Below are 23,173 nucleotides of genomic sequence, written 5' to 3' on the forward strand. Positions count from 1 at the left end.
ACCTTCCTCTTGCGCAGGCGTCAGCCGCCGTTGAAGCGGTTGCTCTTCTCGTACTCCACGGCATGGTCCTCGAGGGCCTGCACGACCTTCTCGAACGTCGAGACGAACTTCGCGTAGACCATCTCGAAGCCGACGCCGTTGCCGCCGGGGATGCTCGCTCCGCTCGTGCTCGTGCCGTCGGGACCACCCGAGCCGACCGCGTTCGCGAACGTGGCCGCGGCGGGCCACGTGCCGATCTCGTCGCGGCTGATCCTGGCGTGTCCCTGAACGCTCTCCATCGCCCCGGTCATGAACCGCTCACCCGGGATCGCCGGGCCGCCCATGCCCCTGCCGTTCATCACGGAAAGGACGCCGCGCATTTCCTTGGCGATCGCGCGCATCCGTTCGACGCTGAACTCGACGGTGTTCTCGTCGCCGTTCAGCCCCGGCCACCCGCCGTCAGGTCCTGCCATGATGCCCTTCCATACTCACGACGACGACAAATCCGGCCACCACCGGAAGCGGTGACCGGTAAGCCGACCAGAGCAACCTCAGTACTGCGTCCACATGGCGGTGTTGTGCCGTTCGGCGATCTGGTAGTTCTCGTTGGCCTGGTTGACGTGCTTCTGGGCCGCCCCGAGCTCGGTGCGCATCTGCTCGGCCTGCCGGGTCCACTCGATCTTCTTCTGCTCGAAGAAGGCCTTAGCGCCACCGGCCCAGGCGTTCTGGTCGCCCGCCTGGTCCTGGCCGTCCCCGGTTCCCAGCACCAGCGCGAGGTCCCGCATGAGGTCGGTGGTGATCTGCTCGAACTTGTTCACCATCGCGACGAGGTCGCCACTGACGACGTCCATCGTCCCGAAATTGACCTTGACGCGGTCGCTCGCACCGACATCGTTGTGCGGACTGGGCATGGCGATCTCTCCTAGCGATTAATGAGGTTCTGGACGAAGGACGCGCCCTTGTTCTCGTCGTCGACGCGCGCGTAGGTCTGCGCGTTCGCGCCGAGCTTCTCGGCGACGCTCTTGAGGTCGTTACGGACGACCTTCATGTTGTCGTCCCAGCCGATCATGGCCTCGCCGAAGGACTTGGCCGCAGCACCCGCCCAACCTGTCGCAAGGTTCTCACCGGTCAGAATGACGGCCTGGCGGAGACCTTCGATCTCCTCCTCCGCCTTCACCACGAGCAGCATGGCCCGTTCGATCTGGGATGCGCTCGCCTGATAGAACTCCGCCACCAGTACCTCCTGTGCCGTGTGGCTCCGAGCAGAAGCGGCGCCACCCCCGTTACGGCCTCAGCCGTCGATAGACGGGGAGCGATCACCGCATCAAACATCAAAGGGCACATAGGTCCCCTGTCGCAACATAATCACCATGCACGCAGATCACAGATCGATCACATTGAGATGGCCCCCCGGCAAACCCGCAGGTAGTCGAATTGCATGCCATTGACCTCCGCTGTCGAGCCCGAGTCAACGCAGACAACGATCGACCTCTCCTGCTGCCTGGAGTGTCCCGTCTTGAGCTACTGTTTCGGATCACTGAGTGCCGGGGGACGGAGGCCGGGTGAGCGAGCAACGCAGCATGGACAGCCTTCTCAACTGGGGGCTGCCCGCAGAACCTGATCGCTTACGGGACATCGACGACGCTTCACACGGTGGGGGCGACGGTGCCGTGCCGTTCGCCACCGCATCCGTCGATCCGGGAGGCTCGCCGACCGGCGACGCGGGTGACGCGCCCGTCACGGCGCCCACCGCACTCGCTGACGCGGAACCGACCTCCGTCGATCCCGCCCTGTCGGACGAGCCCGCGGACACCGAGCCGGGCTTCGTCGAACCGGAGGCGGCCAAGGGCGACCCCGAGTGGGATCCGTCCGACCGCGACGCGGACGCGGACGCGGAGGAGGGGTTGGTCGCCGAGTCCGTCGAGGGCAGCGGCGACGCCGACATGGCCGACCTCGAGGGCGGCCTCAAGGACATCGACGACCCCGCCACCGGCGCCGACGACCAGGACGGTGACGGAGGCGATGGCTCGGGCGAGCAGGACCAGGACGGTTCAGGGGGCGACGGCTCGGACCAGGCCCCGGGCGAGGTGCCCGGTCAGGAGGGCAGTGGCGACCCGACCGCTCCGGGCGGCGAGCAGGGCACCGGAGACGAAAAGCCTGGCGAAGGCGACAAACCCGGCGAGGGCGACAAGCCCAGTGAAGGCGATAAGCCCGGGGACGACAAGCCCGGCGAAGGCGACAAGCCTGGCGAAGGCGATAAACCTGGCGAGGGCGACAAGCCCGGGGACGACAAGCCTGGCGAGGGCGACAAACCCGGCGAAGGCGACAAACCCGGGGACGACAAGCCCGGGGAAGGCGACAAACCCGGCGAAGGCGACAAGCCCGGGGACGACAAGCCTGGCGAGGGCGATAAACCCGGCGAGGGCGACGGGACCGGTGACGTCCCCGCTCCCGGTGGCGATTCCGGCGTCCCCGATATCCCCGCCCCTGGCGGCGGGCCCAGCGGCGGTGGCGGGGGACCCTCAGGAGGTGGCGGTGGGCCCTCCGGTGGCGGCGGAGGCCCTTCCGGAGGGGGCGGAGGACCTTCCGGGACGGGCGGCAACGGCGACCAGGGCAAGGGCGACCAGGGCAAGGGCGACCAGGGCAAGGGCGACGGCGCCAACAACGGCGGCTACACCGAGGACAAATACGCCAGCGCCAAGGCCATCAAGAATGTGGCCCACATCGTGATCAATGAGGTCGCCCCCGAGCTGAGGAACGCGTTCAGCAAAGTCACGGGCAACAGGTCCGACCTTCTGATCTTCGGCGTGGCGGGCATCCCGCTGTCGGTGGGGCACGACCGAGCCCGCTCCGCGGCCTCCGACTACCTGACCGGAGGTGTCTCTCTGGTCAACCGTTGGGACACGGCGTTGCAGAAGTCGTCGCTCACCTGGAAAGACGCCGACGACAGCAGCAAGTACGAGAAGGGCTGAGCTCATGGACATGTGGATGGCCATGTACGTCGAGGGAATCGCCAGCAGCACGTTCGCCGCCTACCTCGCGCCGAGCAACGCGGCATTCGCCATCCCCTTGGCCATGGGCGCGCAGACCTGCAGCCCTGACGCGCAGGACACCCTCGCCAACGCGTGGGAGGAGTCGGTCGGCCATATGCGGACGGCGCTCACCGGGCTGGAAAAGGTCGACAAGAACGCCCAGATGCCCAAGGAGTGGAGCGCCGACGACCAGAAGGAGTTCCTCAAGAACGCCAAGGATCTGATCGCCGATGTGAACACCGACATTCGGATCAAGGAGTGCGCGCGTGACGTGTGCAGGGCCTGCTCCACGGTGTCCAAGGGCGGAGCTGTCCTGTCGGCCACCGCGGGAACCACGATGCTGATCGCCGCCTACGCGGCCGCCGTGGCGGCGGCGGCACCGATGATCGGCACGCTGGCGAGCCGAATCGGGATGTTGGCGGTCTCCAACGGGGTTCTACGCGTGGTCAGCGGTGCCCTGAGCAAGAAAATGGTGATGATCGGCACTGCGGGCGCTGTCCTCGCGCTGGGCGAGGGATGGCTCCTCACGCAGCAGGCCCAGCTGAACAGCAAGGTCACCAACCCCGAGGGCGGCAAGCCGGACTTCAAGCAGGCGGAGAGCGGCTGGGAGAAGAAGCTGAACGAGAAGCAGACAGTGAAGGCCTAGAGGTCGAGGCGGCGGCGGATCTTGTCGAGCTCGCCCATCACATCCTCGAACGTCCTGTTGTAGGCGGCCTCGGCGTTCTTCACCTGCTCCAGGGCGGCGTCGGGGTTGCTGATGAACTTCATGGGGTTCTCGTCCTCACCGAACATCTCGCCCATGGTCTCGTTGACCTGCCGCTGCAGGTCGGCCGTGGCCTCCTGGACGACGGCCTTGACCTTGTCCGCCAGCTCCCCCGAGCCCAGCCGCATCGCCTTCGGGTGCAGCTCGAGCATGGTCAGGCCGGCGCTGGTGTACTCGGCGGTGACAAGGCCGTCCTCGTCCTTCGCCTTGCCCACGAGCTCGGCCATGGTCTTCTGGACCTCCTCGACGCGGGAGAACTGCTCTTCCGCGGTCTTGAGGAGCTTGTCAATGTCGAGGTTCGCGAAGTCCCCGAAGTCCTGCACCGGCTACTCCATCCTGGAGGGGCAAACGACCAGCAACGTAGCGGTTGTCGGTTAACTCCGCAATCACGGGCGTTCGGCAAGGTCCCCCTTCGGCGCGATCCGCTTGACGTCCCGGCCGCCGGGGGCGCCCGCCTCCGCCCGCGGAGGGCCTCAAGGGGGGTGGCGCCTGGCCGGCCCCCGCGTGTGCGGGTATGAGTCCGATCGGCTGTTCCGCAGCCAATGAATTGGTAATGCTTAACAATTGCCACAGGCACTCACGCGGTAAAAGGTCGATTCCGGCGCGCGCCACTCGGGGCAAAGTTAAGGCTCCGTGAATTCCTTCTTGACGTTGAGCGTCTGAAGACAGGTCCGGGCGAAACAAAAAATACAATCGCCGCATGCCTGACGTCTTGCCGCCATCTACGACTGCATCGCCATCTTCCGCGGTCAGTCCTTGCCCGCATACCCCCGCTTGCCCGCCTCCGACGTGTCTCCCGCCAGCCTTGCGCCCCCAGCTGCTCGCCACCTCCGGGAACGTCCCCTCGCGTCCGGTCGACCCCAGCGGGCCCGGTGGCCCCGCCGGCGGGTATGACACACATGCCGGCTTCGTGAGGAAGTTCGCCGGCACCATGGACAGCTCGGCGACCGGTGTCCACACGCTCAAGGAGCACACCCCCGTCTTCGAGGGCTGGAACCTGGTCCCGCTCGCGGGCATCCCCATCGTCGGCCTGCCGTTCGTCGGCCGTTTCAACAACATCTCCCACACCTGGCGCGACAGCGCAGGCATCCTCGGAGGAGTCCTGGGCACCGACAGCGGCCAACTGTTCCACGCGGCCGACGTCTACATGGCGGCCGAGCGGGCCGCGGCTGTCCCGAAGAAGTAGCGGCAGCGATGTCAACCCCACCGAACGAGCCGCCGAAGATCTTCCTTCCCCGCGAGACTCCCCCGCCGGCCTCCTCTCAGCAGCTTCACATCGCCAACCGCAGCGGCAACGTGGTGCGCGCCGTCACGGTCCAGCCCACCCCGACCCCGCGCACCGACCCGGGCTTCTACAGGCGCCTGATCAGCGGCCTCAACCCTCTGCGGCAGACCACCAGAGCCGCGATGGCCATGTCCGGGCTCGGGATAGCCGCGATCGCGCTGGACGTGGCGGCCACGCTCAACCTGGGCAACCCGTTCCTGTTCTACGACCGCCGCGAACGGTGGAAGGACATGGCCGGCCTGCTGGAAGGCAACAGGTCCGACCTGTGGCGTTCCTACTTCGACGACATCTCACCGCATTGGAAGGGGCATGCGGTCGAGATGCTCCAGCAGTACATCCGGTTCAACGTCAACGGCCTCTACAGCCAACTCGGCAAGATCTCCGGAGAGATGAGCGGCACCATGCAGTCGCAGTTCAAGGAGGTTTCCGAATACGACCTGTCGGTGTTCGGCCTGTACGCCACCTCGGCGCCCATCCTTCGGACGCTGGCCACCATGAGCCTCCATCCCGTCGGCAGAGTGGCGCTGATGACTCAGGTCGGCGTCTTCATGAGCGCGACCGGCAACCTCGTCAAGCAGTTCGCGGACGTCTACTACACCTACGAAGGCGAACTCAACAAGCTGGAGCTGAAACTCAACGACCTCAGAGGCGCCTTCTACCGAGCCGGCAACCCCGCGATGGGCCCCCGCGATCTCAATATCTCACCCACCATCGGCGACGCCGCCCAGGTGAAGGAGAACTGGATCCCCGCGGGCAAGGAGAGCCCGTGAAAGACGCCGAGGCCTTCGCCCAGGGCAAGATCGGCGATCTCGACGGTCTGATGCGCGAGCTGGACGGATGGGTCGGCTCCCTGACTGCTGCCATGGGCGACCTGGACGAGCAGAGGCTCGAAGGCACCGACCCCACACAGACGGTGCGCGCCGAAGTAGCGGGCACGGGCCGCCTTCTCGCTCTGTCCATCGAAAGCCAGAAGCTACGCGATCTCGACCACGTCGAGCTCGCTGAAGCCGTCCAGGAGGCGATCGTCGCCGCCCGGCTCGCCATCGGCGAGCGGCTGACCGATCTCATGCGAGACCTGGCCGGCCCGCAGGTCTCCACGGATGACAGCGACCCCTTGGCCCCCTACATCCAGAACGTGCTGAGGGAGGGATGACCGGTGCAGGAGATGGAAGCCGTACAGGCGAAGCTCGACGACCTGATGGCACTGGCGGATCGGGCCGATGACATGGTTGACCAGTGGAGTATCCGCGAGTTCACCGCCAGCGCCGACGAGGGCCGCATCGTGGCCACCACCGACGCGCTCGGCAGCCTGCTCAAGCTCGACATCAACCCACTGAGCAGAAGACGGCTGGACGCCGTGGAACTCGCCGACGCGATCCTGACCGCGGTCGTCGCGGCAGAGGAGGCCGCGGCCACGTCCAAGGACGAGCTGATGAACGGCTTGAGGGCGGCCCAGCGGGCGATCGAGCGTCGCTACTGACGCCGTGGACGACGACCGGGGCCTGCGTCAGAGCCACCAGGGCAGGCGCAGGACACCCGGAGATCGTGGGCCCGTCGGTCGGCCGCGGCCACAGCGCGATCGATCGACGGGGCTGGAACGACAACTCTTGATCACATCAGCCTGACAGGCCGCGCACCCACGCGTAGACGTCGAGGACACCGAGTGCGAGCGGGAACAGCGCCGCGATCAACATGAGGTCCACGATGTCACCGGCGCGGCCCCAGAACGGCGAGGGCTTGCCCGTGGGCAGCCACATCCCGAGTCCCGCGGCGACCAACGACACCCACAGCAGGCCTACGCCGACGGCGACGGCGGCGATGTCGCCCCTGCCGACGCTCAGCGACAGCCCCAGGGCGGCCAGCCCGCCCAGGCCGGCCACGAGCAACCAGATCCGCTGACCGAGCCCGTGGAAGACCCTGGCCCGCATGATCAGCGTCACCGCGAGGACCACGACCATGATCCTGGCGGCCCAGCCGCCGTCCAGGACGAGAAGGAAGAGCGCGCAGGCCGCCACCAGGCTCAAGCCGGCGATCAGACTCGTCACGTAGGACTGCGCCTTGGCGGTGCGCTCCTTGACCTGCGTGGCGTCGAGGTTCTGGTTGTCGCTGCGCAACTCCTCCGCACTCGTCGGCATGGTGGGCAGTGGAAGCCTGGCCATCCTGAACGCCAGGGTGGGGAACAGAGGGGTGAAGGCCAGCAGCACGGTGGCCGCTACCGCCGCCACGCCCGCGGCGGGGATGCCCCAGATCATGACGACCGCCGCTCCGATCGCGCCGGTGACCGAGGCGATGGCCGTACCGAGGAATCCAGGCAGGCCGTCGGAGGTCAGCGTGCCGCCGAACGCGGCCACCAGCGCCGTGCAGGCGAAGGCTGCGAGCAGGTTCGGCGCGGCGAAGCCCGCGCCTCCCGGCGCGAGCAGGCCCGCGAGGAACCCGTACGGCAGCGCGGCCCACCCGATCGGCGCGCCCACCGCCGAATCGCCGATCGCCCTCGACATGACCGCGCCCGTCACCACCAGCAGCAGCGCGAACACGCCCGCCACGATCGCCCTGATCGTCCACGGCGGCCCCGCGAGAAACAGCGCGAGCGCGCCCCCGACGAGCAGCGCGCACGCGGACGCGGTGCCCGCCAGGCGCGTGTGGTCGGGTGTCCACTTGCCCGAGCCGTCCCTGACGCCACCCGCCACCACGTCGGCCACGTCGTCGTAGAGCGCGGTGGGCAGCACCGCCTCCCGCGGTCTCAGATAGAGCACCTCGCCGTCGAGTACGCCCAGCGCGCCGAGGCTCTGACCGATGTCGAGTGGGGGGCCGCCAAGGCGCTGCAGCATCCAGCCCGAGGACGCCGCGGCGTCGCCGCCCACTTCGTCCATCGCGCGAAGCAGACCGGGCAGGACGTGCGGCAGCGGGATGTCCGCGGGCAACGCGAGATCGGCTCGTCTGCGCGGTCCCACGATTGTGACGTGGCACAGGGCCGGGATCGGAGCGGGCATCTGCGCGAGAGCGCCCTGCTGCATCGGGCCTTGAGGGGATGGTCCATGAGCAAGCGACTTCACAGAATGAACATATCGGGCAAGCGGAACGACCCGCATTGATGGTAAGAAATTGCCGTGTGAGCATCGTCATTGTGCGACGGCCCGAACGCCGTGCCAGTCCCAAGCCACCGCGTGGCGAGGTTCTGCTGGAATCTCCACCCGAGATCCCCGAGGTCCAGGGCCAGGGCTTCATGATGATCCTGACCTATCTGCCGATGATCGCAGGTGGCGCGGCGATGGGGCTGATGTTCACGGCGGGAGGCCACTCCAGCCCGCTCATGTACGTCGCCAGCGGCCTGTTCGCCTTCTCCATGATGGGCATGACCATCGGCCAGCTCGGCAGGCAGTCGGGCGAGCGCAAGCAACGGCTCAACGGCCTGCGCCGCGACTACTTCCGTTACCTGTCGCAGGTGCGCAGGAAGGCCCGCAGGGCGGCCAAGCAGCAGCGGGAGGCCCTGGAGTGGAGCGGCCCCGCACCCGACTCGCTCTGGTGGATCGCGATGGGCCCGCGCCTGTGGGAGCGTAGGCAGCGCGACCCCGACTTCGGCACCGTACGTCTCGGCACCGGTGTCCAGAAGCTGGCCATCCAGCTCGTCCCACCGGACTCCAAGCCCGTCGAGGACCTCGACGCGCTGACGGCCGGCGCGCTGCGCAGGTTCGTCAGGGCGCACGCGACGGTGTCCGAGCTGCCCGTCTCCGTGGCGCTCGGCTCCTTCGCCCGCATCAAGCTGTCGGGTGACCGCCAGGCGGTCCGTGACCTGGTCAGAGCGATGATCGCGCAGATGGTCGTCTTCCACTCGCCCGACGACCTGCGCATCATGATCTGTGCCGGCAAGGAGTCGATGCCGCACTGGGACTGGGTCAAGTGGCTGCCCCATGCTCTGCATCCCGAGCAGTCGGACCTGGCGGGCCAGGTGCGGCTGATGGCGGACAACCTCGCCGAGCTCGACCGGCTGGTCGGCGGTGACCTGAAGGAGCGGGCCAGGTTCAAGCCTGGCGCGCCCGCGGACGCGCTGCCGTACCACGTGGTGGTCGTGGACGGCGGGTACGTCCCGCACGACTCCCAGCTCGGCATGGACGCCATCCAGGGCGTGACCGTGATCGACCTGTCCGACGCCGCGGGAGTGGTGGAGGAGAAGGCGATGCTACGGCTGGACATCCAGCGCGACGCCTTCCACATGATCAAGCTCGACCACACCGGCAAGGCGACCAACACCCGGCTCGGCGACCCCGACGCGCTCGACTACCTGAGGAGCGAGGGCCTGGCCAGGCAACTGGCACCTCTCAGGCTGTCGTCCGCCGCCTCGGGCGGCGAGGCGCAGGACGTCCTCTCGATCAACACCACGCTCACCGACCTGCTCGGCGTGGGCGACCCGACCAGGCTCGACACCGAGCAGACGTGGCGGCCCCGCGCGGGCCGTAACAGGCTGCGGGTGCCGATCGGGCTGGGCGCCGACGGCCGCATGGTCGAGCTCGACATCAAGGAGTCCGCGCAGGGCGGCATGGGTCCGCACGGCCTGGTCATCGGCGCCACGGGGTCAGGCAAGAGCGAGCTGCTGCGCACGCTGGTGCTCGGCCTCGCTGTCACGCACTCCTCGGAGATCCTCAACTTCGTCCTGGTCGACTTCAAGGGTGGCGCGACCTTCCTCGGCCTCGAGTCGCTCTCGCACGTCTCCGCGGTCATCACCAACCTCGAAGACGAGCTGCCGCTGGTCGACCGCATGCACGACGCCCTGCACGGCGAGATGGTCCGCCGCCAGGAGCTGTTGCGCTCGGCGGGGAACTACGCCTCGCTACGCGACTACGAGCGGGCCAGGGAGCAGGGCGCGGACCTGGCGCCGCTGCCCACGCTCTTCGTCGTGCTCGACGAGTTCAGCGAGCTGCTGTCGGCCAAGCCCGAGTTCATCGACCTGTTCGTGATGATCGGAAGGCTTGGCCGTTCGCTCGGAGTCCACCTGTTGCTCGCCTCGCAGCGTTTGGAGGAGGGGCGGCTGCGCGGCCTGGACACCCATCTGTCCTACCGGATCGGCCTGCGCACCTTCTCCGCCATGGAGAGCAGGGTCGTGCTGGGCGTCGCCGACGCCTACGAGCTGCCGTCCGCGCCCGGCAACGGTTATCTCAAGTTCGACACCACCGGCATGACGCGGTTCAAGGCCGCCTACGTCTCGGGCCCCTACACCGCTGACCCCTACCAGGCGGCCACCTCCTCGGGCGGTGGCCCCGTCCGCGAGGTCGTGGAGTACAGCCCCGCCTTCGTCCCCATCCCCGTGGTGGAGAAGCCGTCGAAGGAGCTGGAGCCGTCGGAGGACAAGACGTCGCAGACCAGCCTGCTCGACATCATGGTGGACCGGCTGCGCGATCGCGGCCCCGCCGCCCACCGCATCTGGCTGCCGCCGCTCGGCCAGCCGCCGACGTTGGCGCAGCTGCTGCCGCCGCTGTCGGTCACGCCCGATCTTGGCCTGACGACCACCGGCTGGGCGGGGCGCGGCAGGCTCCACTCCGTCATCGGCATCATCGACAAGCCCTTCGAGCAGCGGCGCGACCCGTTCTGGCTGGACCTGTCCGGCTCGTCGGGACACGTCGGCGTGGCAGGCGGCACGCAGAGCGGCAAGAGCACGGTGCTCCGCACGATGATCGCCAGCATGGCACTCACCCACACCCCGCGCGAGGTGCAGTTCTACTGCCTCGACTTCGGTGGAGGGGCACTCGCGAGCCTCGACGGGCTCCCGCACGTGGGCGGCGTCGCCAGCCGCCTGGACGCCGACAGGGTCCGCCGTACGGTCGCCGAGATCGCCTCCCTGCTCCAACAGCGGGAGCGGATGTTCGGCGACAACGGCATCGACTCGATCGCCTCCTACCGCAGGATGATGGCCGAGGGCGAGATCGAGGGCGACGGCTGGGGCGACGTGTTCCTCATCGTGGACGGCTGGCTGACCGTCAGGCAGGAGTTCGAATCGCTGGAGCCGACGATCACCGACCTGGCCGCGCGGGGCCTCGGTTATGGCATCCACATCGTGGCCGCCACCAACAAGTGGTCGGAGTTCAGGCCCGGCATCCGCGACCTGTTCGGCACCAGGATCGAGCTCAAGCTGGGCGACGCCTACGAGTCGGAGATCAACCGCAAGTCGGCGCTCGCCGTACCGGAGGGGGCTCCCGGACGCGGCCTCACCAAGGAAGGCATGCACTTCCTGTCCGCGCTGCCCAGACTCGACGGCGTGCAGAACGCCGAGGACGTCTCGGTGGGCCTGCGCGCGCTCGTGCAGGCGGTCAGGGAGGCGTGGCAGGGCCCTCCTGCGCCCGAGGTGCGGCTGCTCCCCTCGGTGCTGCCCGCCGAGCTGCTGCCCGGCCCCGACGAGACGGGACGGAAGGTCATCCCGGTCGGCATCGACGAGGCCACGCTCGCGCCCGTGCTGCTCGACCTGGAGTCCGACCCGCACTTCATCGTCGTCGGCGACACGGAGAGCGGCAAGTCGAATCTCCTGCGCCTCATCGCCGAGAGCGTGGTGGCCCGGCAGACTCCGCGCGAGGCGATGATGATCGTGATCGACTACCGCAGGTCGCTGCTCGACTCGGCGGCCACCGAGCACAGAATCGGCTACGCGGCGTCGAGCACCGCCGCCGCGGAGCTGATCAACGACGCCCGCCAGGCGCTGCTGAAGCGCCTGCCACCCGCCAACCTGACATCCGAGCAACTGCGATCGCGCAGCTGGTGGCAGGGGTCCGACCTCTACATCGTGGTCGACGACTACGATCTGGTCGCCACCTCGAACAACCCCCTCGCGCCACTGGCCGACCTACTCCCGCAGGCCCGCGACATCGGCCTGCACCTGATCATGTCCCGACAGATGGGCGGCGTCGGCAGAGCGATGTTCGACCCGATCATCACCAAGATCAAGGACATGGCCAGCCCGGCGTTGGTCATGTCGGGCAACAGAGACGAGGGCTATGTCTTCGGAAACATCCGCCCGCAGCCGCTGCCGGTCGGCCGAGGCTTCTACGTCGACAGGAAGGCGGGCGCGCGACTGACGCAGACCGCCTACCTGCCATGATCGCGAGCCGGCGGGGCGGTGAACGTGTGCGCACGTCGCCGTCCTGCCTGGCCCGCTCCTCGACCAGCTGCTCGGGTAGGGCGGGAGACGGCTCGTCGACCCGTCACCGCAAGCGCGACAAACTACCTGGCCGCTATGCTCGATCTTGTCCGTTTGAGCATCTCCGGGAGGCGTGGCCGGTGGCTGGTCTTGATGTCCACTTCCAAGCACTGGACGAGTGCGCGAGGGCGGCGAAGAACGCGAGCAAGGCGCTCGTGCCCGGCGACATGATGTCGCCCAGGAAGCTGCCACCGCTGCCGGGCAAACTGACCGACTCCACCGTCTTCGGCAGGCTCGACAACTCCCAGAGCCTGGCGATCGACATCGACAAGATCTGGCGTGATGTCCTCGGGACGGATCTCGGGCTGGCCAGAAGCAAACTGGGAGGCGTCGAGCGAGCGCTCGACAAGGTCGAGACGAACATCCGCGCGGCGGACAAGCCGTGAGCGGCGCGACGCCGGGCGTCGACAAGCTGGACGCGCTCATCCACAAGGTGAACTGCGATCCGGCGGCCATCCGCACGATGGCCCAACAGTGGCGCGCGATCGCGAGCGAGGTCCTCGATGAGACGGGCAAGCTCGGCAAGGCCGTCACCGAGGTGGACAGGACCTGGCACGGCGACTCGGCCAACTCCTTCCAGAGCTACATGCAGAACTACGGCAAGGCGGGTGACGGCCTGCATGACGCGTTGGCGGGCTGCGCGAACGCGGTGGAGACGCTGGCGGGGACCCTGGAAACCGCCGAAGGCAAGGTCAGGTGGATCCGCGAAGACCTCATCACGCGGGCGGGACGGTATCGGGATGAGTGGGCCAAGCTGAACCCCGACGACCCGCAAGGAGTCAACAAGGGACTGGAGGAGATGGGCAAGAAGGCCGTCTCCGACGCCGAGGGCTGGGTCTCCAAGGCGAACACCGCTCTCAGCGAGGCCAAGACGGCCCTCACAGACGCGCTGAAGCTGAGGACGGTCACATACGAGAGCATCGGAGATCCTCTCCTGCGTGATTTCGTTCCCACCGACAACCGCACCACGTTGCAGTGGCGGCCCACAGATCTCACCAGGTCCACCGAGTTGGCCGGGGCGAATCCGACCGGCGGGGGCGGCGGTGGAGGAGCGGGGCACGGCGCAAGCGGAGGCTACGGCGGAGGCGGAGGCGTCTCCTCAGCGGGTGACGTGCCCGCCCCCCGCGCCCAGGTGGTCGAGTGGATCAAGGAAGCGCTGAAGGTCATCAGATCGCCGGAGATGGCCGGGGTCATGCGCTCGCGCGGCATCGACGTGAGCGACCTCGACCCCAACGATCCCAAGGACATCGAGCGGATCTGGACGATCATCCATCACGAGTCAGGCGGCAACCCCAGCGCGATCAACAACTGGGACATCAACGCCAAGAACGGCGTGCCGTCACAGGGGCTCATGCAGACGATCCCGCCCACCTTCAACACCCACAGCCTGCCGGGGCACAAGCAGATCCTCGAGCCGGTCGACAACATCATCGCCGGCGTGCTCTACACCTACAAGAGATACGGTGACCTGGCACATCACCCAGGCATCGCCTCCCTGGAGCGCGGCGGCGGATACCGGCCCTACTAGCGGCCAGGCAGCCATCCAGGCGGGAAGATCAGCGCCCGCAGGCCGTGTCCCTCGAGCTTTCCCTCCCACTCCTCGGGAGTGGTGGCGATCTGGCCGTCGACGCCGTCGGACAGGTTGTAGGCGGGCGTGTAGCCGAGCCCCGAACCCGCCAGTCGGGCGAACAACTCCGTGACACGGCTGGACGGCAGGTTCCGCATCGGGAACTTGGCCGCATCGTAGCCCAGGACGTAACCGGTGTTGCCGGTCCAGATCCGCAGGAACTCGGCGGCGTTCTCCTTCGCCGGGCCGACCGGCTGACCGTGGGAGAGGTTGACCATGGCCTTGATGCCGACGGAGCCGCTCGCGTAGGCGATGCCGTCCACCGTCGCGTAGACGAGCGTGGACAGTGCGTAGGCGGGAAACCCCGCACTGAAGATCCTGGTCGCGTTCGCCCCGAAGAGGGCCTTGAGCAGCCGCGCCGTTTTGATCAGTTTGACGATCCTGACCGTGGCCACGGCGTACAACCACGTCGTCATCGGCTGGAACATGACCATCCACACCAGCTGCAGCAGCTCGTTCTCGACCTCGGCGAATCGGCGGCGCACGTCGTCGACGAGCTTGGCGTAGGCCGTGCACACGCAGGCGACGACCCGCAGGTCGGCCACGAAGGCGGCGGGCAGCGGTCTGATGTTGGTGTTGTAGACGGTGGCGAAGGAGTCGATCCCCGCTCCGGCGTTGTTCTTGACGACCGAGGCGTAGGCCTGGTCGGCACGGTGGGCGAGCCCGTTCCTCGGGTCCTCGCCGCCGTCGAGCGCGTCGGCGAGCTTGTTGAGGGACCGCGCGGCGCTGCGCAGCTTCTCCGGCGAGATCTCGGGGGCGACCACCCCGGCCCACACGCGCAGACCCACCAGCGTGCCGGCCGTGCCTGCCATGAACGCCATCATCAGCCGGTTGACGGGGAGGGCGGCGGCGATCACGGCAGGGGGCCCTTCGGCGTGAGGTCCTCAAGATCCTTCGGCCCGTAGACGGGAATGTCCTTGACTGTCAGATCGTCGGCGCTGGCCCAGTCGGCCACCGCCACGTTGTCCCGCATGGTGGTCAGCTTCTCGCCGACGTCATCGTAGGCCTCCCCGAACTGGCCGAGCAGCCCGAGCGTCTCGGCCTGCTTGGGCCGGTACCACGCGACGAACTGCTTGTCCGTCTCCTCCCCGATCGGCCAGTGCCCGAGCTCTTCCAGCTCTCTGACCGCCTGCGCCACCGCGGCGCGGAGGTCGACGCCGATGTCCCTGAAGGCCGCGGCGGCGACGGTGTGGAGGTGGGCTAAGTCGAGGTCCAAAGATGGCTGTTCGCGCACAGAGTCTCCTGCGAAATGAATCGGGCGGATCACGCCTTTCGGTCATGATCCGCCCGATTCATTTCACCGAAGTTATCTGTGGTTACTTCCGCGTATCAGGTCATCCGCAGTTGTCAAAGCCAGAGCTGGTGCTGCCCTGAGCCGTGCTGCCGGAGAACTTCACGCAGCTGCCCTTCCCGTACGCCTTGACGACCGCGTAGTACTTGTAGTCGCCGCTGTCGGTGGTAGCACCCTTGCCCTGAACCTCGAGGGTCGCGCTGACACGGGTCAACTGCCCGATGTTGGCGCTCTTCATCGTGACCACGCAGTTGTAGCCGGTGCTGGTGTTGTACAGCTGGTAGGTCGTGCCACCGGCGAAGGCCTGCTGACGCTGCACGTAGAACCCACCACCGCACGCCTGGGCCGGCGTGTAGGGGTTGGTCTTCTCAGCGGGCGGCTCCGAAGGCTTCGTCGGAGTCGGAACCGCGGTCCGCGTCGGCGTCGGCTTGGGCTCGGCGGGCTTGGTCGGCTCCACACTCTTGGTCGGCTTGGGGTCGGCCGGCTTCGTCGTCGAGGGCGCCACGGTGGGCTGTTCGGGCTTGGGAGTCGGCGTGGGAGTCGGCGTGGGAGTCGGCGTCGGGGTCGGGGTCGGCGTGGGCTCCGGCTCCGGAGTCGGCTTCTTCTCCGGCTCCTCAGTGGGCTTCTTCTCCGGCTCCTGAGTCGGCTTCTTCTCCGGCGGAGATTCGGGCTCGCCCTCCCTCGTCTTACTGGGCTTCGCCTCCGGCTTGGGCGTCGGCTCGGCCGTCACCGTGACGGTGGGTGCCGACGAGGGCACCGGCGCGACCGTCGTGGGCGGCACGGCGATGTTCTGGGTCGGCACCGGCACCGGCGAAGGGACCGAAGTCAGCTCGGGCTGGGGCAGCAGGCTGTTCGGGTCGTCGGTCGGCAGCTCGAACGGCATGACGTCGGTCGACTCAGGTCCTGGCGTCTTGGCCCACGGGACCGTCACCTTGGCCTGGCCCTGCTGTGTGCCCGGGGGCTGCGGCTGTGAGACACCGCTGCCCGTGTCCGTGGCCGGCACGTCGCCCTTGGGGCTCGGCACGGACTCGGCGAGCTGCTTGCCCTCGGCCGCGACCGTGTTCAGGGTCGTGCTCGCATAGCGGTTCGCGCCCCACAGGCCGAGCGCGGAGATCAGCACGACCGCCGCCAGCGCGGCGACCAGGCCGATGGGGAACGGCCTGCGGGCAGGCGGCGGTCCCTGCGCGGGTACCGAGACGATCGGGTGAGGGCCGTGCGACGGCTCCTGCGGAGCCTCGACCGGCGGCGGGCCCCATGCCGGGGCCGCGGCCTGCACGGGCGCCGTCTCGACGGGATCGGGCTCGGGGGTCCGGTACATCGGCAGCCTGAGCGTGCCCTCCAACGGCGGCGAAGGGTCAGGAACGATCACCGCGGGCGTGCCGGCGACCAGCTTGTCGGAGTTCTTGTCGCCAAGGAGCTGCAGCAACGCGGTATAGGTGGTCGGCCGCGTCGCCACCTCCTTCGACAGCGCCGCCACCACGACCCTGCGCAGAGGCTGAGGCAGCGGGCCGACATCGGGCTTCTCGTTGAGTACGGCCTGCGTCTCGTGCTCGAAGGGAGCGCGTCCCGTGGCGGCGTACACCACGGTCGCCGCCCACGAGAAGACGTCCGAGGGCGGGCCGTACCGCAGTTCCTTCAGCTGCTCGGGCGAGCGGTAGCCGAGCTCGCCCGCGGGCTCGCCGATCGCCGCGTCGGTCACCCTCGGGCCGTCCGGGCCGAGGATCACGTTGTGCGGAGTGAGTGCCCTGTGGGTCACACCCGCCAGGTGCGCGGAGGTCAGCGCGGTGAGCACACCGACGGCCACCCGCTCCAGCGCGTCACCGCTGAGCGGGCCTTCAGCCTCGACGGTCTCGGCCAGGCTGCGGCCCTCGACGTGCTCGCGCACCACGTAAGGCCGGCCGTCCACGACGCCCACGTCGTACACGCGGGCCACATAGGAACTGGAGACGCGCTTGACGCTGCGCAGCCGGTCCAGGGTCTCGCTGTCATCCGCGGACTCGCCCGTCAGCGGCTTGATGACACGCAGTTCTCCGTCATCGGAGTCGCGCCCCAGGTACGCCACGCCGCGCGGGCCCTCGCCCAGGCGTCCAACGATGGCGTAGTCATCAAAGCGCTCAGGGTCTCCTGGCGACACGGCGTCCATGACCCACCTTTCAACGACAAATGATGATCAGAGCACATTGAACCAAATCCGCCCCATGCGTCACGAGAGTTTCGGGACAGATCCTTACAGTTCACCGTCAAGTCGTAATCAATTAGGGCGTCCGGGGCGCCATCCCCTGCGCCTGCCCAACGGCACGACCAGCCGCGCGGCCAGGATCACGCCCGCGAGCACCAGCGCGCAGGACGCCACCATCCCCGCCACGGTGATCGCCCGCCAGTCGACGGCCGGCGTCTTGGCGATGGCGCTCTCCGGCAGCGGGGGCGGTAGCGGAGGAGCCAGCTCCACCTGCTGGGACGGCAGCACCGCGGTGACCGCGAGCAACGGGTTGACGACGCCCGCACCCGTGCCGTTGCCTAGCGCGCCGTCGGCGGTCACCTCGACGCGCCGCCTTACCTGCTCCTGGTTGAGCTTGGGATAGCGAGAGCGAACCAGCGCGACCACCCCCGCCACGTACGGCGCGGCGAAGCTCGTCCCTTTCAGCTCGTCCATGAACAGCCCACCCGGCCACGTGCTGGTGATGTCCTGGCCCGGCGCCATGACGGCCACGTTGGACTTGGTGTTGGAGAACTCCGAGCGCTGGCCCTCGGGCCCCACCGAGCCCACCGAGAGCACACCCTCGTACGCGGCGGGGAACTCCTTCTTCTCCTTGTCGCTGGGAGCGGAGTTGCCCGCGGCCGCGACGATCACGATGTCCTTGGACAGGGCGTAGTTGACGGCCGCCCTCAGATCCGGCTGGTCGGTGGTCTGGGTGGAGATATTGATCACGTCGACATTCATGTCGGCCGCTGCGGTGATGGCCTTCACGAGGATGGCGACGTCGCCCGTCGTCTTGTTCGTCTGCTTGAGTGACACGAGCGTGACGGCGGGGGCGACGCCATGGAAGGGAAAGTCGCTGCGGTACCTGCCCGCGATGATGCCCGCCACAGCGGTGCCGTGGCCCACGCAGTCGCCGTTGCCCGTGAAGCTGTAGTCGATCTCCTTGCGGAGCGGGATCAGCGGATGCTTCGAGTCGACACCGCTGTCGATCACCGCCACGGTGACGCCTTCGCCCCTGGTGAGCGGCCACACCCTCCGCGCGTCCATGCGGGTCTGGGCCCACGGTGTGGAGATCTCCGTCAGGCCCGGTTCGGGCTCGGGATCGCATCTGGCGGGGGCGGCTTCGGCGGCGAGCGGCACGAGTGTGATTGTCATCGCCAAGTTGACGGCGACAAAGACCCTTCCGATCATGGCGCCAGAGCCTAGCTTGTCCCGATATCAGACCAAAGTCCGTTCCCTCGAAGCTCGCCCGGCGTCAGCATGGTCCGGAAGTTCCCGGCCCGGCCCCCACCGAGGGAGCCGGGCCGGACGAAGGAGGGTGTCAGCGGGTGGCCGACTCGATGTTGCCGCGATAGGTGTTGATCACCCGGGCCGCCTCCTGCAGCTCCTCCGACATCCGCTGGAAGGCGGCCCTGTAGCTCTGCCACGCGCCGCCGAACCTGTCGGCCCCAGGCCCCGTCCACGCGGTGCCGACCTTGGCCGCCTCGCGGTCCAGCGCCGCCATGGTGCTGCGCACCGCCTCGGCCTGCTGGGTGAACTGGGTGGCCATCTGCTGCATCTCCGCAGGGTTGCCACCGAGCAAGTTGTGCGTCATGCGCTCCTCCAGATTCGACCGACGGGCGCCCTCACGATAGGCAGGCAACCCCGGCATCGCCCCGGGTTATGCCGAGCGGCTATGGTCGCCCAGAGGATTGTTCGGATAAAGGGGGACAACCATGCGCGAGGTTGTGGTCACCGGCGGAGGAACCGGCATCGGCTTCGCCATCGCCGCCGCGTTCGCCGGGCAGGGCGACAAGGTCACCATCACCGGCCGGCGCGAGCAGGTCCTGAGAGAGGCCGCCGACAAGCTGGGCGCGTCGTACGCCGTCTTCGACGCCGCCAGCCCCGTCGCCGTGCAGGAGGCGCTCGCCCACCTGCCCGCGACGGTCGACGTGCTGGTCAACAACGCGGGCGGCAACACCAACCTCGACCGGCAGAAGATCGAGAACGACCTGATGGACCTGGCCGAGGCCTGGTGGGCGAACCTCAACGCCAACCTGATGTCGGCGGTCCTGGTCACCACCGCGCTGCTCCCCCGCCTGTCCAAGGGCGGCAGGATCGTCTCCATCGGCTCCATCGCCGCCCGCGGCACCGGTTCCGGCTCGTACGGCGCGGCCAAGGCCGCCATGGAGTCGTGGACCGCCGACCTGGCGGCCGAGCTCGGCTCCAAGGCGACCGCCAACGTCGTCGCGCCGGGCCTCGTCGTCGACACCGAGTTCTTCCGCGGGCGCCTCACGCCCGAGGGTGTCAGGCACCGCGTCGAGAGCACCCGCAACGGCCGCGCGGGCACACCGGACGACATCGCCGAAACCGTCGTGTTTCTGGCCTCCCCGGGTGCGGGCCATCTCACGGGGCAGGTCCTCCACGTGAACGGCGGCGCCTACCTCGGCAGGTAGCCGCCCCTAGACTCCTTTGCAGACCTGGTCGAGAAGGGAAAGACGTCGGTGCGGAAAGTTCTGATCGCCAATCGTGGCGAGATCGCCGTGCGGATCGCCAGGGCGTGCGAGGACGCCGGGCTCGCCAGCGTCGCCGTCTACGCCGAGCAGGACCTCGACGCGCTCCACGTCAGGGTCGCAGGCGAGGCTCACGCGCTCGGCGGCCGGTCGCCGGCCGAGACCTACCTCGACATCGCCAAGCTGCTGCGCATCGCCGCCGAGACGGGGGCGGACGCCGTCCACCCCGGTTACGGCTTCCTCGCCGAGAACGCCGGCTTCGCGCAGGCCGTCATCGACGCGGGCCTGACCTGGATCGGCCCCCCGCCCTCCGCCATCGCCGCGCTCGGCGACAAGGTCCAGGCCAGGCACATCGCGCAGAAGGTCGGCGCACCCCTGGTCGCGGGCACCAAGGACCCGGTCGCGGGGGTCGAGGAGGTGCTCGCGTTCGCGAGCGAGCACGGCCTGCCCATCGCGATCAAGGCCGCGTACGGCGGCGGCGGCCGCGGCATCAAGGTCGCCAGGACGCTCGAGGAGATCCCCGACCTCTACGAGTCGGCGGTGCGCGAGGCCGTCACCTCCTTCGGCCGCGGCGAGTGCTTCGTCGAGCGCTACCTCGACCGCCCCCGCCACGTCGAGACCCAGTGCCTGGCCGACACGCACGGCAACGTCGTCGTGGTCAGCACCCGCGACTGCTCCCTGCAGCGTCGCCACCAGAAGCTCGTGGAGGAGGCTCCCGCCCCCTTCCTGACCCCCGAGCAGGTCGAGACCCTCTACACCAGCTCCAAGGCCATCCTGCGCGAGGCCGGTTACGTCGGCGCGGGCACCTGCGAGTTCCTCGTCGGCCAGGACGGCACGATCTCCTTCCTCGAGGTCAACACCCGCCTGCAGGTCGAGCACCCCGTCACCGAGGAGGTCGCGGGCGTCGACATGGTGCGCGAGATGTTCCGCGTCGCCGACGGCGAGCCGCTGGGCTACGACGACCCGCCGCTGCGCGGTCACTCCATCGAGTTCAGGATCAACGCGGAGGACGCGGGCAGGAACTTCCTTCCCGCTCCCGGCACCCTCACCGCGATGCGCGCCCCCTCGGGCCCCGGCGTACGGCTCGACTCCGGCTACGAGGCGGGGATGACCGTCCCCCAGACCTTCGACTCGCTCATCGCCAAGCTCATCGTGACGGGGCGCACCCGCACCGAGGCGCTCGAGCGCTCCCGCAGGGCGCTGGCCGAGTTCGAGATCGACGGCATGCCGACGGTCCTGCCCTTCCACAGGGCCGTGGTGGCCGACCCCGCCTTCACCTCCGAGCCGTTCTCCGTCCACACGCGGTGGATCGAGACGGAGTGGGGCGGTGGCGTGGCGCCGTACTCGGGGGCCGTCGAGAGCGCCGAGCCCGCGGCGAGGGAGAGCGTGACCGTCGAGGTCGGCGGCAAGAGGCTCGAGGTGGTGCTGCCCGCGGGGTTCGCCGCGTCGGCGCCCAGGCCCACGGCGGGCAGGCCGTCGCGCAGGAGGGCGGGCGGCGCCAAGAAGGCGGCGGCCGGAGGCGACACGCTGGTCAGCCCGATGCAGGGCACGATCGTCAAGGTCGTGGTCGCCGACGGCGACACCGTGGCCGAAGGCGACACCATCGTCGTGCTCGAGGCGATGAAGATGGAGCAGCCGCTGACGGCGCACAAGTCGGGCACCGTCACGGGGCTGGCCGCGACCGTCGGGCAGACCGTCACCTCGGGGGCGGCCATCTGCGAGATCAAGGGCACGTAGCGGGTAGGTTCGGAGGAGAGGAACTTCGCTGTCCGCTCATTCGTCCTTAAGGACGAAGGAGGCTTGCTGCCAATGACCCATCCGCTGCGCCGGACGACGGCCGCGATCGCGGCACTGATCGCCGGTCTGTTCGCCGTTTTCGCGCTCTCGCCGGCCGCGTACGCCGCGGCCCCACCCGACGCCGCCTCAGTGATCTCCACCTGGAAGGGCGGGGACCCCCTCTTCGTGCAGTCAGGTTCGCCGCTCAGCTCCGACGAGCAGTCGGGGATCCGCGACGCGCTCAAGGGTGCCGACAACAAGGTCTACGCCGTGGCCCTGCCCGACAACACGGTGCAGGAGTCCGAGCTGGGCGCCTATTTCACCTCGCTGGGCAAGGCCCTTGACGAGGCCGGCCGCCCGCTCGCCACCATCGCGGTGCTCGACGGCAAGACCCTCTTCGCCTCCTCCAGCCAGGTGAAGCAGAACTATGTCACCCAGATCGCCAAGCTCTCGGTCAACGCCAACCCCGGCGACGTCGTGGCGGGCATGGAGGACTTCACCAACCGCATCGACCTCGCCGTCGCGGGCAAGCGCTCGGCGCTCAACTCCGGCAGCAGCGCGGGGAGCGAAGGCTCCGGCACCGGCGCGCTGGTCGGCCTCGGCGCTCTGGCCCTGGTCGGCGGTGGCGGTTACTTCCTCTACTCCAAGAACAAGAAGAAGAAGCTCGAGGCCAGGCGCCAGGCCGAGCTCGCCGCGGTCAAGACCACGGTGGAGGAGGACGTCACGAAGTTCGGTGAGGAGATCACCGAGCTCGACAGCGACGTCAGGCTGGCCGGCGCGGGCGGCCAGAACATCACCGAGTGGCAGACCGCCCTCGACTCCTACGAGAAGGCCAAGGCACAGCTGGCCTCCGTGCAGCAGGCCGACCAGGTCCGCGACGTCACCACGACGCTCGAGGACGGCCGCTACGCGCTGGCCGTGGTGAAGGCCAGGGTCAACAACCAGCCCGTCCCCGAGCGGAGGGCGCCCTGCTTCTTCAACCCGCAGCACGGCCCCTCGGTCCGCGACGTGCGCTGGGCCCCTGCTGGCGGCGCGCCCCGCGAGGTGCCCGCCTGCGCGGCCGACGCCATGGCGGTGGAGGGCGGTTACGACCCGCAGACCCGCCAGGTCATGGTCAACGGCCAGTACCGTCCCTACTACGACGCCGGGCCTGCCTACCAGCCCTACGCCTACGGCTACTACGGCGGCTTCGGCGACGTCATGACCATGATGTTCGTCGGCACCATGATGGGCAGCATGCTCGGCGGCGGCTTCGGCATGGGCGGCTACGGCGGCGGCTACGCCGACGCGGGCGCCGGTGACTTCGGCGGCGACATGGGCGGCGGCGGCTGGAGCGACATGGGCGGCGGCGGTGACTTCGGCGGTGGCGACTTCGGTGGCGGTGACTGGTAGCCACCCCCGCCTCCTGTCCTGACCGAAAGGGTCCCGGTGAGTTCACCGGGACCCTTTCGTCGTCCACGGCTCCCGGGCAGCGCGGCGCGCCCCCGCGTTTGTAAGCTGAGGGCAAAGATCCCGTCTGGCGGACCCATGGGCCAGCGTCAAGGAGGC

22 protein-coding genes are annotated in these 23,173 nt (G+C 68.7%); 12 read left to right on the forward strand and 10 right to left on the reverse strand.

Annotated features, from left to right (window positions below; translation table 11 throughout):
* Positions 1-20: 20 nt before the first annotated feature.
* From FHR33_RS20885 to FHR33_RS20895, 3 genes are all read right to left on the reverse strand, one after another.
* Entirely contained in the window at positions 21-452 is a 432-nt protein-coding gene (locus FHR33_RS20885; RefSeq protein ID WP_183650352.1) for a hypothetical protein, read from the reverse strand.
* Between the two features lie 78 nt (positions 453-530).
* Positions 531-890: a WXG100 family type VII secretion target gene (locus FHR33_RS20890; RefSeq protein ID WP_183650355.1), complete on the reverse strand. Its 360-nt coding sequence runs from the start codon at positions 888-890 to the stop codon at positions 531-533.
* Positions 891-901: 11 nt separating this feature from the next.
* The gene (locus FHR33_RS20895; RefSeq protein WP_183650359.1) at positions 902-1,213 is read right to left on the reverse strand and encodes a WXG100 family type VII secretion target; all 312 of its coding nucleotides are present in this window, start codon (positions 1,211-1,213) and stop codon (positions 902-904) included.
* A 328-nt stretch (positions 1,214-1,541) separates the two neighbouring features.
* Here FHR33_RS20895 and FHR33_RS20900 point away from each other — a divergent pair, with 328 nt between their 5' ends.
* Together FHR33_RS20900 and FHR33_RS20905 are read left to right on the forward strand one after the other, a co-directional pair.
* Positions 1,542-2,951, forward strand: a complete 1,410-nt coding sequence (locus FHR33_RS20900; RefSeq protein ID WP_183650362.1) for a hypothetical protein — start codon at positions 1,542-1,544, stop codon at positions 2,949-2,951.
* Between the two features lie 4 nt (positions 2,952-2,955).
* On the forward strand, positions 2,956-3,657 hold the full coding sequence (locus tag FHR33_RS20905) for a hypothetical protein (RefSeq protein WP_183650365.1): 702 nt from the start codon (positions 2,956-2,958) through the stop codon (positions 3,655-3,657).
* Here FHR33_RS20905 and FHR33_RS20910 read toward each other — a convergent pair.
* The gene (locus tag FHR33_RS20910; RefSeq protein ID WP_183650368.1) at positions 3,654-4,097 is read right to left on the reverse strand and encodes a YbaB/EbfC family nucleoid-associated protein; all 444 of its coding nucleotides are present in this window, start codon (positions 4,095-4,097) and stop codon (positions 3,654-3,656) included. The two genes, FHR33_RS20905 and FHR33_RS20910, sit on opposite strands and share 4 nt — an antisense overlap.
* Before the next feature lie 587 nt (positions 4,098-4,684).
* Here FHR33_RS20910 and FHR33_RS20915 point away from each other — a divergent pair.
* Genes FHR33_RS20915 through FHR33_RS20930 form a run of 4 tightly spaced genes read left to right on the forward strand, consistent with a single transcriptional unit; the run spans position 4,685 to position 6,539 of the window.
* Entirely contained in the window at positions 4,685-4,960 is a 276-nt protein-coding gene (locus tag FHR33_RS20915; protein WP_183650371.1) for a hypothetical protein, read from the forward strand.
* 8 nt (positions 4,961-4,968) lie between these two features.
* Positions 4,969-5,829, forward strand: coding sequence for a hypothetical protein (locus FHR33_RS20920; protein ID WP_183650374.1), 861 nt, complete (start codon positions 4,969-4,971; stop codon positions 5,827-5,829).
* Positions 5,826-6,212: a YbaB/EbfC family nucleoid-associated protein gene (locus tag FHR33_RS20925; protein ID WP_183650378.1), complete on the forward strand. Its 387-nt coding sequence runs from the start codon at positions 5,826-5,828 to the stop codon at positions 6,210-6,212. The genes FHR33_RS20920 and FHR33_RS20925 overlap by 4 nt, the downstream gene beginning before the upstream one ends.
* Before the next feature lie 12 nt (positions 6,213-6,224).
* On the forward strand, positions 6,225-6,539 hold the full coding sequence (locus FHR33_RS20930) for a YbaB/EbfC family nucleoid-associated protein (protein WP_246452991.1): 315 nt from the start codon (positions 6,225-6,227) through the stop codon (positions 6,537-6,539).
* A 136-nt stretch (positions 6,540-6,675) separates the two neighbouring features.
* On the opposite strand, the gene eccD is transcribed toward FHR33_RS20930, so the two are convergent.
* Complete coding sequence (gene eccD / locus FHR33_RS20935; RefSeq protein ID WP_281388170.1) at positions 6,676-8,148, reverse strand: type VII secretion integral membrane protein EccD; 1,473 nt, start codon at positions 8,146-8,148, stop codon at positions 6,676-6,678.
* A gap of 20 nt (positions 8,149-8,168) precedes the next feature.
* On the opposite strand from eccD, the gene eccCa reads away from it, so the two are divergent.
* From eccCa to FHR33_RS20950, 3 genes are all read left to right on the forward strand, one after another.
* On the forward strand, positions 8,169-12,140 hold the full coding sequence (eccCa, locus tag FHR33_RS20940) for a type VII secretion protein EccCa (protein WP_183650387.1): 3,972 nt from the start codon (positions 8,169-8,171) through the stop codon (positions 12,138-12,140).
* A 179-nt stretch (positions 12,141-12,319) separates the two neighbouring features.
* Positions 12,320-12,625: a hypothetical protein gene (locus FHR33_RS20945; RefSeq protein ID WP_183650389.1), complete on the forward strand. Its 306-nt coding sequence runs from the start codon at positions 12,320-12,322 to the stop codon at positions 12,623-12,625.
* Positions 12,622-13,767, forward strand: coding sequence for a WXG100 family type VII secretion target (locus FHR33_RS20950; RefSeq protein WP_183650392.1), 1,146 nt, complete (start codon positions 12,622-12,624; stop codon positions 13,765-13,767). The genes FHR33_RS20945 and FHR33_RS20950 overlap by 4 nt, the downstream gene beginning before the upstream one ends.
* Here FHR33_RS20950 and FHR33_RS20955 read toward each other — a convergent pair.
* The 5 genes from FHR33_RS20955 to FHR33_RS20975 form a co-directional block, all read right to left on the reverse strand.
* Positions 13,764-14,723, reverse strand: coding sequence for a hypothetical protein (locus tag FHR33_RS20955; RefSeq protein ID WP_183650395.1), 960 nt, complete (start codon positions 14,721-14,723; stop codon positions 13,764-13,766). The genes FHR33_RS20950 and FHR33_RS20955 overlap by 4 nt on opposite strands.
* Positions 14,720-15,100, reverse strand: coding sequence for a hypothetical protein (locus tag FHR33_RS20960; RefSeq protein WP_183650398.1), 381 nt, complete (start codon positions 15,098-15,100; stop codon positions 14,720-14,722). The genes FHR33_RS20955 and FHR33_RS20960 overlap by 4 nt, the downstream gene beginning before the upstream one ends.
* Before the next feature lie 100 nt (positions 15,101-15,200).
* Entirely contained in the window at positions 15,201-17,300 is a 2,100-nt protein-coding gene (locus tag FHR33_RS20965; RefSeq protein WP_183650401.1) for a serine/threonine-protein kinase, read from the reverse strand.
* A gap of 108 nt (positions 17,301-17,408) precedes the next feature.
* Entirely contained in the window at positions 17,409-18,512 is a 1,104-nt protein-coding gene (gene mycP / locus FHR33_RS20970) for a type VII secretion-associated serine protease mycosin (protein ID WP_183650403.1), read from the reverse strand.
* A gap of 166 nt (positions 18,513-18,678) precedes the next feature.
* Positions 18,679-18,951 carry a WXG100 family type VII secretion target gene (locus FHR33_RS20975; protein ID WP_183650405.1) on the reverse strand — a complete coding sequence of 91 codons (273 nt, stop codon included), beginning with the start codon at positions 18,949-18,951 and terminating at the stop codon, positions 18,679-18,681.
* Between the two features lie 121 nt (positions 18,952-19,072).
* Between FHR33_RS20975 and FHR33_RS20980 the strand changes: the two genes are divergently transcribed.
* From FHR33_RS20980 to FHR33_RS20990, 3 genes are all read left to right on the forward strand, one after another.
* Positions 19,073-19,792: an SDR family NAD(P)-dependent oxidoreductase gene (locus tag FHR33_RS20980; RefSeq protein ID WP_183650408.1), complete on the forward strand. Its 720-nt coding sequence runs from the start codon at positions 19,073-19,075 to the stop codon at positions 19,790-19,792.
* A gap of 48 nt (positions 19,793-19,840) precedes the next feature.
* Entirely contained in the window at positions 19,841-21,586 is a 1,746-nt protein-coding gene (locus FHR33_RS20985) for an acetyl/propionyl/methylcrotonyl-CoA carboxylase subunit alpha (RefSeq protein WP_183650411.1), read from the forward strand.
* A 72-nt stretch (positions 21,587-21,658) separates the two neighbouring features.
* Complete coding sequence (locus FHR33_RS20990; RefSeq protein ID WP_221241179.1) at positions 21,659-23,017, forward strand: hypothetical protein; 1,359 nt, start codon at positions 21,659-21,661, stop codon at positions 23,015-23,017.
* Positions 23,018-23,173: the final 156 nt, after the last annotated feature.

It is taken from the genome of Nonomuraea dietziae (assembly GCF_014195505.1).
Classification (GTDB): domain Bacteria; phylum Actinomycetota; class Actinomycetes; order Streptosporangiales; family Streptosporangiaceae; genus Nonomuraea; species Nonomuraea roseola.